The organism is Campylobacter concisus (genome assembly GCF_002913865.1).
GTDB lineage: Bacteria > Campylobacterota > Campylobacteria > Campylobacterales > Campylobacteraceae > Campylobacter_A > Campylobacter_A concisus_AM.
This window is the reverse complement of sequence record NZ_POYX01000088.1, coordinates 1-10,144: the sequence shown is the minus strand read 5'-3', so window position 1 is coordinate 10,144 and position 10,144 is coordinate 1. Positions and strand designations below refer to the sequence as shown.

The 10,144-nt window shown below is 41.0% G+C and carries 13 protein-coding genes; 4 read left to right on the top strand and 9 right to left on the bottom strand.

What is annotated here, in order from left to right; all coding sequences use genetic code 11:
- From CYP77_RS05930 to CYP77_RS05895, 8 genes are all read right to left on the bottom strand, one after another.
- Positions 1–1,315: cache domain-containing protein (locus CYP77_RS05930; RefSeq protein WP_103566356.1), on the bottom strand; the 1,315-nt coding region annotated here is incomplete at its 3' end.
- A gap of 112 nt (positions 1,316–1,427) precedes the next feature.
- Positions 1,428–1,997, bottom strand: coding sequence for a ComF family protein (locus tag CYP77_RS05925; protein WP_103566351.1), 570 nt, complete (start codon positions 1,995–1,997; stop codon positions 1,428–1,430).
- A complete protein-coding gene (locus CYP77_RS05920; RefSeq protein ID WP_021090028.1) occupies positions 1,997–2,554 on the bottom strand; it encodes a YajG family lipoprotein in 558 nt (185 codons plus the stop codon). Before CYP77_RS05920 ends, CYP77_RS05925 begins: the two co-directional genes overlap by 1 nt.
- A 10-nt stretch (positions 2,555–2,564) precedes the next feature.
- Positions 2,565–3,287 (bottom strand): hypothetical protein, encoded by a 723-nt coding sequence (locus tag CYP77_RS05915; protein WP_103557979.1) that lies wholly within the window; start codon positions 3,285–3,287, stop codon positions 2,565–2,567.
- Positions 3,281–3,511, bottom strand: a complete 231-nt coding sequence (locus CYP77_RS05910; RefSeq protein WP_103566346.1) for a 2-hydroxymuconate tautomerase family protein — start codon at positions 3,509–3,511, stop codon at positions 3,281–3,283. Before CYP77_RS05910 ends, CYP77_RS05915 begins: the two co-directional genes overlap by 7 nt.
- 172 nt (positions 3,512–3,683) lie before the next feature.
- On the bottom strand, positions 3,684–5,474 hold the full coding sequence (lepA, locus tag CYP77_RS05905) for a translation elongation factor 4 (protein ID WP_103566342.1): 1,791 nt from the start codon (positions 5,472–5,474) through the stop codon (positions 3,684–3,686).
- 89 nt (positions 5,475–5,563) lie between these two features.
- Complete coding sequence (locus tag CYP77_RS05900) at positions 5,564–5,953, bottom strand: transporter (protein WP_103566337.1); 390 nt, start codon at positions 5,951–5,953, stop codon at positions 5,564–5,566.
- Between the two features lie 26 nt (positions 5,954–5,979).
- Positions 5,980–6,957, bottom strand: coding sequence for a cation diffusion facilitator family transporter (locus CYP77_RS05895; protein ID WP_103557975.1), 978 nt, complete (start codon positions 6,955–6,957; stop codon positions 5,980–5,982).
- 241 nt (positions 6,958–7,198) lie between these two features.
- On the opposite strand from CYP77_RS05895, the gene CYP77_RS05890 reads away from it, so the two are divergent.
- The 4 genes from CYP77_RS05890 (at position 7,199) to CYP77_RS05880 (ending at position 8,749) form a co-directional block, all read left to right on the top strand.
- Entirely contained in the window at positions 7,199–7,573 is a 375-nt protein-coding gene (locus CYP77_RS05890) for a cupin domain-containing protein (RefSeq protein ID WP_103557974.1), read from the top strand.
- Positions 7,574–7,601: 28 nt separating this feature from the next.
- Positions 7,602–7,709 (top strand): NAD(P)H-binding protein, encoded by a 108-nt coding sequence (locus CYP77_RS10180; RefSeq protein ID WP_141090390.1) that lies wholly within the window; start codon positions 7,602–7,604, stop codon positions 7,707–7,709.
- A 127-nt stretch (positions 7,710–7,836) separates the two neighbouring features.
- Entirely contained in the window at positions 7,837–8,235 is a 399-nt protein-coding gene (locus CYP77_RS10175; protein WP_103566332.1) for an NAD(P)-dependent oxidoreductase, read from the top strand.
- 100 nt (positions 8,236–8,335) lie between these two features.
- On the top strand, positions 8,336–8,749 hold the full coding sequence (locus CYP77_RS05880; protein WP_103566328.1) for an Rrf2 family transcriptional regulator: 414 nt from the start codon (positions 8,336–8,338) through the stop codon (positions 8,747–8,749).
- Positions 8,750–9,082: 333 nt separating this feature from the next.
- On the opposite strand, the gene CYP77_RS05875 is transcribed toward CYP77_RS05880, so the two are convergent.
- On the bottom strand, positions 9,083–10,012 hold the full coding sequence (locus CYP77_RS05875) for a ribose-phosphate pyrophosphokinase (RefSeq protein WP_021084389.1): 930 nt from the start codon (positions 10,010–10,012) through the stop codon (positions 9,083–9,085).
- Positions 10,013–10,144: the final 132 nt, after the last annotated feature.

The following is a 10,144-nucleotide window of genomic DNA, read 5'->3' as shown; positions in this document are numbered from 1 at the left end:
CTTGGTTTTTATAAGTGTTTAGTAGATCAAGTACATCTTTACCATTACTTGAGATTGCATTTTTAAGAGCAAGTTGTAGATCTTTAAATGTGCTTTTTAGTTGATTTAGAGCTGGGTTATTAGTATCTGCTTCTAAGCTTGCTTCATAGTTGCCATCTTTTATCTCATTTACAAAGGTGTTGGCTTTTTGGATGAAGGTGTTTTCTTTTTCTTTAGATGTTTGGATCTTTTGGATGTTGTCGTTGATAAGATTTGCCATTTGACCAAATTCATCTTTAGAAACGATATTTGACTTAACAGGTTCTTTGATCTCGTAGTTTAGGAATTTAAAGAATGATACTAGTGACTCAGATATAGCTGAGAGTGGTTTTAGTGATCTACTAACTACAAATAAAAGAAGTGCGACAATGACTACTATAAATACTATTGATGAGATGATTTGTGAAATAAATGTCTTATTTAAGCTCTCGTCATAGTCTGTCCATGAGTTTGCAGAACAAACAAGCCAGTTTGCTTGATCATAAAGCTCGCAAGCAAGAAGTCTCTCTGCGCCTCTAAGATTATAAGTAAATGTTTTATCGCCATTTTTCTTATACTCATTTGAGTAGTCATCAATGATCTTCATAGCTTCGCTAGCATCAGATAAAATAAGATCCTTATGAACGAAATGAATTATTTTTTTATGCTCTAGATCCAATAAAGCTATTGCGCTACTTGGAGTTGGTTTTATCTTATTAAGCCCATTATCAAGCTTATCTATACCCATATCCACGCCAAAGACACCAACAACCTTACCACCAACGACTATCTTTTTAGCAATAGTTAAATTTAAGCCACCAGCTGAGCTTGTGTATGGAGCTGAAAAGATGATGCCCTCTTTTGCAACAGCGTCCTTGTACCAGCCCTTAACCCTTGCATCATAGTTTTTTCTCTGATCAAAAACCATAAATTTACGATCTTTGCCATCAAGCACAGCGTTATAAACAGCACCATCAGCCGCATAACCGAAGTAAAACTCAGAAAAATCAGTAACCTGCGCTGCATCCATTAGCACTTTTTCTAAAGCCTCTTTGTCATCCAAAATTTGTGGATGCGCCTCGATGTAACTAGCAAAATTTTGAACGGCTGCAAGCTTATCTTCAAAAAATGCATTCATATAAAACTGCAAAACTTTTGAAGATGAAGTCTTAGACTCCTTTGCTAGATCATAAATCCTCTCCTTGGTATTTGTGTAATTCACCGTTGAAAACACGCCAAGCGAGACAACTAAAAGCACTACAATGATGAGTGCTATCTTGTTTGCTGCTTTTTTCATAAACAAAATCCCTTTGTGTAAATTTTATGTCTATATCGGCAAATTTTTTTTATGATTAATAGCTATTTACAATTTTTAGGTGTGAAATTTCAAGCTAAATTTCATATAAAGCTTAGTTTCTAGCATCTGCTAAAACAAGCGCAAAAAGCACATCAATGCCTGTTTTTTGAAGTGTATCTCTAGCTTCTAGTATCGTTGTGCCAGTGGTTACGATGTCATCGACTAAGATAACTGGTGCGGTGATATTTTTTAAAATTTTAAAATTTCTTGGATTGTTTTGTCTAAATTTAAGCTCCTTGCCACTGTAACTAACATTGCTTGTCGCATGCAGAGCGTGAAAGATGGGTTTAAGGTTTTTAGCACGAAGCTCATTTGCCAAAATGGCCGTGTGCGAGTAGCCGTGCTGCACTCTATCGTCTATCGGCAGGGCGTAAATTCGCTCTGGAAAGTTAAAATTTTCAGCAAATTTCTTAAATGCAAATTTGGCTAAATTTTTATAGATAAAAAGTCCGTGCATTTGGTGCTTTGAGTGGATAAGCTCTTTGATCTCAGAGTAGCCATAAAAGCTATAAATTTTAAAGCCCTCTAGCTCTCTTACCAAAGGGCTTGGCTCGCTTAAAATTTGCGAGCAGGTTTTACAAAATGTCTTTAGCGTAAAGCTCTTGCAAAACGCACAAAACATCAGCTATTTAAGATAGCGATCGCAGAGCGTTTAACGGCGTCGTTGATGATGTCTGTTAAGAATGGCTTAAATGCTCCGCCAGTGCGAACTAGCTCAAATTTGGTTTGGTTGTTTGAGATATTTTTGATGATGCTTTGATCGCCTTTTTGGATTTTAAGAGTGATCTTTATCTTACCTCTTGTGTTGTCGCTGTTATATCCGCTCATATTTGCTTCAAATTCGTTTATGAAAACTTCAACCACAACGCCACCCATACCATTTACATTTGCGCCACGTGCTGCAAGCTCTCTTTTAAGGGAGTCGCTAAAATAAGTCGCGAGATCATTTTGAAGCACGACATACTCTTTTACAGTGCCTCTGCCATCGGTTATAGTTGCGATAGTACTTTTGTTTTTGCGACTATCATGCACCGCGCTTATATAGACTTCAAGGCCGTTAGCTTGCTGACTTGCAGCAGTTTTGTAAGGATCGAAGGCAACTACTGTCTGAGTAGGCGCACAACCGCTCAAAAATAGGACAAAAAGTCCAAAGATAGCTAGAAATTTAAATTTACTCATATTTTTCCTTTCAAAGTTTAGTGATCTCATCAGCCACTTTTATGGCAGCTTGCTTAACTAAAAGCGCGATAAAGAAGTCAAACTGACCACTTTTTGACGCCTCAAGCTCCTCCACGTGGTGTCTAGTCGAGATAGGAATTCGTTTTTTGAAATTTATATCTGAAAGCACAAGCTCGCCGTATAGATGTCCATTTAAAATTTCAGAGCTTCTTGAGTAAGTGCCTCTAAGCTCGTCAAATCTAAAATCAAGCCTATATGTATAAGGCGATGTTTGCGTATCCACGACCACGATGCCACGCGAATTTAGCTCACGTTTTAAAAACATATAAAAGAGCACTTCAAGGCGTGGATTTGAGTTAAAGACTACGCCACTGCCATCTTCTCTTGTATAGTAAATCGACCTTGCGCTGCTTCTAGCATCCACGATCCTATGAAAATATACCTTCTTTAGCCCAACATTTATGTCGATCATATTTTTTTCTAAGCAGCAGTTTATCGCCACGTCACTTCTATACTTGACGCCATTTATAAAGACGCCATCGCCCCTGCCCTTGCAAGCGCTACAGTCAGCTGGGATCCTCATAACCTCTTCAAAATAGGTCTTATCTTGGCTGCTTATGCTCGCACTTTGCACGCCGTCTATGCCCTCACACGATAGACAAAGACTAGCTTTTGCCACGCAGCCAGTTAGAAAGATGGCTGCAAAAACTGCTAATAATGTCGCTCTTAGCATTTCACTTCCTTTTGCTCTTTTTGTTTTTTGCGGAGATTTTTCACGCTCTCGCCTGCGATGCCATAGTTGTTCGTATCGATCTCATCGATAATGACAACAGTATTTTGAGCGCTTCTACCTAAAATTTCGCTTATTAGCTTTGTAACTCCGCTTATCATCTTCTCTTTTTGCTCCACACTTGGACTATCATTCTCTTTTGTCACGCAAATTTTCACAAATGGCATAGCACTCCTTTTTGTAAATTTAGTATTTAAACCTATAAAAACAGCATAAGACAAGTCATAATGTCGTGAGATGATTTTGGATGTTGCGCATAAATTTTCGATCAAGATAGGACAAATAGTCCATCGAAGAGAGAAAATTTAAAGCTCATTCAAAGGCGCTCACGGCACGCCGCTAGTCTATTTTTAAGACAGAGAGAAATGCCTCCTGTGGCAAATTCACCTTACCTATCGCCTTCATACGCTTCTTACCCTCTTTTTGCTTTTCAAGCAACTTTCTCTTACGAGTGATGTCGCCGCCGTAGCACTTGGCTGTGACGTTTTTACCCATTGATTTTACGGTTTCGCGAGCGATGATCTTGTTGCCGATGCTAGCTTGTATCGCCACCTCAAAGAGCTGACGCGGCACGATCTCTTTCATCGCCTTTACGAAATCCCTGCCCTTTGTCTGAGCCTTGCTCTCAGGCACGATGATAGAGAGCGCATCGACCGTCTCGCCGGCCACTTTGACATCAAGCTTTACTAGATCGCCCACGCGGTAGTCGCTAGGCTCGTAGTCAAAGCTCGCGTAGCCTTTGGTGCTTGACTTTAGCTTGTCGTAAAAGTCCATCACGATCTCATTCATCGGTATGTCATACTCGAGTAAAACGCGGTCAGTCGTGATGTAGTCCATCTTTGTTTGTATGCCGCGGCGGTTGTTTAAAAGCGTGATTATGTTGCCCAAAAACTCACTTGGCGTGATGATAGTTGCTTTCACGTATGGCTCAAGGATTGAGTCTATTTTATTGACTGGTGGTAGCTGACTTGGGTTTTGAATTTTTAAATTTACCCCGTCAGTTTGAATGACTTCGTAAGTCACAGTGGGCGCTGTAGCGATGAGATCAAGATCAAACTCACGCTCCAGCCTCTCTTTGACAACCTCCATGTGAAGAAGACCCAAAAAACCAACCCTAAAGCCAAATCCAAGTGCGACCGAGGTCTCTGGCTCGTAGCTAATGGAGCTGTCATTTAGCTTTAGCTTATCCAGCGCGTCACGCAGATCTTCAAATTTATCAGTTTCAATAGGATAAAGTCCCGCAAAAACAAACGGCTTAGCCCTCTCAAAGCCGCCAACTGGCTCTTTTAGGGGATTTCTTGACTGCGTTATCGTATCTCCAACTTGCACGTCGCTAACGTTTTTAAGCCCCAAAACCACGATACCAACCTCGCCAGCGCTAAGCGCTTTAGTCTTGATCGGTGCTATAGGATTTGGATACATGAGGTCAAGCACGATGTGTTTTTTACCTGTGCCCATGACCAAAATTTCATCATTTTTTGAAATTTCACCATCATAAACGCGCACAAGAGCAAGTGCGCCAAGGTAGTTGTCAAACCAGCTATCGTAAATGAGCGCCTTTGTAGGCTTGCTTACGTCGCCATTTGGTGCAGGGATCCTCGTGATGATCGCTTCAAGCAGCTCTTTTATGCCAACGCCTGTTTTTGCGCTCACTTCGATCGCTCCTGAGCAGTCAAGTCCGATGATGTGCTCGATCTCGTCTTTTACCCTAGCAGGGTCAGCCGCAGGTAGATCAATCTTGTTGATGACTGGGATGATCTCTAGGTTGTTTTCAAGTGCGATATAGACGTTTGCGATGGTTTGCGCCTCAACGCCCTGAGAAGCATCCACGACAAGTAGCGCGCCCTCGCAACTAGCCAAAGAGCGGCTCACCTCGTAGCTAAAATCAACGTGTCCTGGGGTGTCTATCAAATTTAGAACAAAATTTTGCCCATTTAGTGCGTAGTTTAGGCGGACGGACTGGGCTTTGATCGTGATGCCACGCTCTTTTTCGATATCCATCGTGTCCATGATCTGAGAGCTCATCTCACGGTCGCTGACAGCGCCACACTCCTGAATGAGGCGGTCAGCAAGCGTACTTTTGCCGTGGTCGATATGAGCGATGATGCTAAAGTTTCTAATGTTTTTCATGAAATCCCTAGTTAAATTTTAGGCGATTTTATAAAAAAAATCGTTAAAGTTGAGTAAAAATGAGTTTGCTAGGCTAGCAAGGCTTAAATTTAAAGCTCAAATTTAGCTCTTAAACTTTTAAGCAAAGCGCAGAGCACAATGCAAAGCGAATATAAAAAATAAAGATAAGCAAGAAGCGGCAAGAAAGCAAGAAAACCTGAAGCATAAACTAAAGTGATAAGCCCGTATGTTGCAGTTGCAAGTACTGGCACGTAATAAGTCCAAAGCTCTTTTTGATCAAAAGGGACATCTATCGCATTAAAATATAGAGCAAAATTTAGCACCACCAACAAAATAAATATATAATCCTTTTTCATACAAAATAGAGCGCAGATCAAGGCTACTACGAAATTTACTGCGATAAGAGGAGTCATATCCATAAAAATACCAAGCAAACCAATAGCCATGACTACCAGATATTCATTTTTTATGCGCAACATTAAATTTAAGCCTTTTGCGCCAAATTTTAGTGATGATGCCCAAAGTGCTCGTCTTTATGCTCGCTTTTTAGCTCGCAGATGAGATCATCTTTGTGCCCAAGGCTCTCGCTCTCAAACTGAAGCGTGACATGGCCGATACCTGCGTGAGAAAGCTCGTGCTCGATGCGCTTTATCATCTTTGAAATTTCAGCCACGCTTAGCGCGTCATCCACCACCACGTGGGCTATTAGCGCATTTGTGCCAGCATTTATCGCCCAGATATGCAGGTCATGCACGATTTTAATGCCATCTACGCCCTTTATAACTCCTAAAATTTCATCAGTATCAAGCTTAAGCGGCACAGCTTCGATTAGGATATTAAAGCTATCTTTTAGCAAGCTAGCACCGCTTTTTATGATGAGCAGCGATACAAAGATACTTGCGATGCTATCGGCCTGCGTGAAGTCAAATTTCATCACAAGAAGCGCCGCGACGATCGCTCCAACCGAGCCAAGCGTGTCGCCAAGCACGTGTAGATAAGCCCCTTTCATATTTAAATTTTCTTTTGTATCAGCACTTTTATGCATATAAATAGCCACGACTAAATTTACCACAAGCCCCAAAATACTAACAAAAAGCATCGTCTCAGCCTTAATCTCTGGCTCGTTAAAAAGCCTAATGATCGCTTCAACTATGACAAAGATAGCAAGCGCGATAAGAGCGATAGCATTTATGAAAGCAGCGACGATCTCGACCCTTTTGTAACCAAAGGTCTTTTGTAAATTTGCCCTTTTTTCTGCGATCTTAAAAGCAATCAGCGACAAAAAGAGAGCCGCGGCATCTGAGAGCATGTGAAATGCGTCGCTAATAAGTGCAAGCGAGTTTGATACGAAGCCAAAAACGGCCTCAACTATCATAAACGTGAAAATTAGAAAAAATGAATTTCTAAGAACATTTTTATTGTTCGTGTGAATGTGTATACCGCCATGCTCGGCGTGAGAGTGGTGAGAGTGAGTCTCTTGCATCTAAAATGATCACCTTTTACTGATAAATTTAAACGTCCCTAGCTAGCTCTGCTGCCGTCTGACTAGAGACTAAGCAAGCTAAAAACTGCGTAAATATGCCATGCGTGTGCTTTAGTGGCGCTTAAGAATTTAAAAATGATAAAATTTTTGTTGTAACTCTTGACATTACAACAAAAAATTATTATACTTCGCTCATCGGTTGTAAGAAAAAAGATTACAACAAAAAAACAAGGAGAATAAAATGAAAAATTATCAAGTTGCAAAGGTCGCAAATGAGCCAAGAGTCGAGCTAAAAGAGGCTTTAAATTTAACTGGCTGTGAGGTATCTATAAACGAACTTCCAGCAAATGTGAGCGTGCCATTTGTCCATGCGCACAAGCAAAACGAGGAGCTTTACATCATCACTGATGGCGATGGCGAACTCTTCATCGACGGCGAAGTGATAAAAGTAAGCAAAGGCGACGCAGTGCGCATAGATCCAGAGGGCAAGAGGTGCTTTAGGGCTGGCAAAAACGGCATCAAAATGATCTGCATCCAGACAAAACGCGGTAGCCTAGAGCAATACACAATGAGCGACGGTGTGATAGTTGATGACGTAAAACCAAGCTGGCTGTAAATTTAAAGAGAAAATTTAAAGGAAAAAAATGAAAATAGCAATCATCGGTGCAAACGGCAAAAGCGGTGCAAATTTAGTAAATGAGGCGATAAAACAAGGACATGACATCACAGCGATCGTTAGAAACAAAGAGTAAACCGACGGAGTAAAAGTCATCTATAAAAGATATTTTCGAGCTTACAAAGGCCGATCTAGCTGGCTTTGACGCGGTTATCAGTACATTTGCCGTTTGGTCGTTATAAACCTTCTTTTCTCACAAAAAAGTGGCCGCTCACCTTGTAAATTTATTAGAAGGCACTAGCACAAGGCTCATCGTAGTTGGAGGCGCTGGTACGTTATTTGTTGATGGCAAGGGCACTAGGCTCATGGACACCCCAGACTTCCCAGCAGCATATATGGGCGTGGCAAAGGCTACGGCAGAGTCTTATTTTGAGCTAAAAGGTAGCGCAAATGTGCTTTGGACATATGTAAGCCCAGCAGGCGACTACGACGAAAACGGCGCTCGCACTGGCAAATACGTTCTTGGCGGAGATGATCTCATACTAAACTCAAAAAATGAGAGCTACATAAGCTACGCAGACCTTGCGCTTGCGATCATTGACGAGCTAAAAAATAAGAAATTTATCCAAAAGCGCTTCACTGCGGTCTGCGAGAGAGCGTGAGTTTATAAATTTGACAGCTGGCGAAGGCTCGTAAGTCAAATTTAGCTGGCTGTCTTTGGCAGAAAATTTAAGTATAATCACGAAAAATTTAAGGACGATCATGCAAGTTGGCATTAAATTTTCAACTGCGATACACGCGCTTTTGTGTGCTAAATTTTTTGAAAATGAGAAGGTTACAAGCGAATTTATAGCTGGCAGCATAAACACAAACCCAGTTATCGTTAGACGTCTGCTTGGCGCTCTAAAGGCTGCAGGGCTCGTAAATGTCGCAGCTGGAGTTGGTGGAGTGAGCCTTGCAAAAGAGCCAAAAGATATAAATTTGCTTGAAATTTTTAACGCAGTAAATGAGAAAGAAAAACTTTTTAAAATTCACTCTGACTCACCAAAAGCCTGCCCAGTTGGCGGTAGGATAGAAGAGCTTTTGAGCGGGCACTTTTTAAAGGCGCAAACTGCTCTAGAAAATGAGCTAAAAAACGTTACTTTGCAAGACTTACTAGACGAGCTTGCAAGATAAATTTAGGCTAGAATATGATCCTTTCTAGCCTAAAATAAATTTACAAACTACTCTTGCATCGCGATCCATTTTTGTGCGATTCTCACGGCATTTGTCGCAGCTTACATAGACGCGATCAGTGCTTCGTCTTTTGATTACGGATTAAATTTTAATGTCTGGCGTGTAGTTTAGCGGTGAGGTTTCATTGCGATTTTTGTTTATTTGACTTCAAATTTAGGCTCGCCACAAGCAGGCATTTAAGTCTTTTGGGCTAGAAATTTAACCCAAAAGATAGATATCAATTAGCCAAAACGGATAAATTTAGCAGGCTAGAGCTCCAGCCTGCAATGGTTACTAAAATAAGCTATTTACGCTTTCGTTGTGATAAACACGGCGTATCACTTCGCCAAAGAGTGAAGCTGTGCTTAGCACTTTTATACAAGGGAGTTCTTCTTTTAACGGGATCGTATCAGTCACCACTAGCTCGTCTAAAAAGCCAAGTTTTAGTCTATCATAGGCTGGTCCGCTAAGCACTGGGTGCGTGCAAAACGCCATTACGCTAGTTGCGCCGCGCTCTTTAAAAATTTCAGCTGCTTTTACGATGGTGCCAGCAGTGTCGATCATATCATCGACCAAGATCACGTCTTTGCCTTTCACATCGCCGATCACGTTCATCACTTCGCTCTCGTTTGCTTTCTCGCGGCGTTTATCAACAATGACCATATCCAGCAAATTTAGATTTTTCGCCAAGGCTCTAGCACGAGCTACGCCGCCTACATCTGGGCTTGCAACAACTGGATTTGGTAAATTTTTAGCTTTTACGTAGTCGTTAAAGACAATGCTACCATAGAGGTTATCTACCGGGATGTCAAAAAATCCTTGAATTTGCCCTGCGTGAAGGTCCATAGTAACGACTCTGTCGATGCCTGCTGTTTGCATCATATTTGCCACTAGTTTTGCAGTGATAGGCACCCTAGGAGCTGCTTTTCTATCTTGTCTAGCGTAGCCAAAGTATGGCACTATCGCTGTTATAGAGCTTGCACTGCTGCGTTTTAAAGCGTCAGTTAAGATAAGAAGTTCCATTAAATTTATATTTGCTGGGGCACATGTTGGCTGGATGACAAAAACATCTTTTCCACGCACGCTTTCGCCGATTTGCACGCTGATCTCACCATCGCTAAATCTTTTAATGCTAGCTTCACTGAGCGGAAGCGACAAATATTGCGAAATTTTCTTCGAAAGCTCGATATTTGCGGTGCCTGAGAAAATTTTATAGCCTCTCATAATAGTAACCTTTTTTAGTGATTTTTATGTTGGGATTTTATCAAAATGAGCTTTAAATTTAAATTTATTTACCAACTAATTTTAGCCAAATTTTATACTCCAAAAGGCAAAATTTACACCAAATTTTTAAAC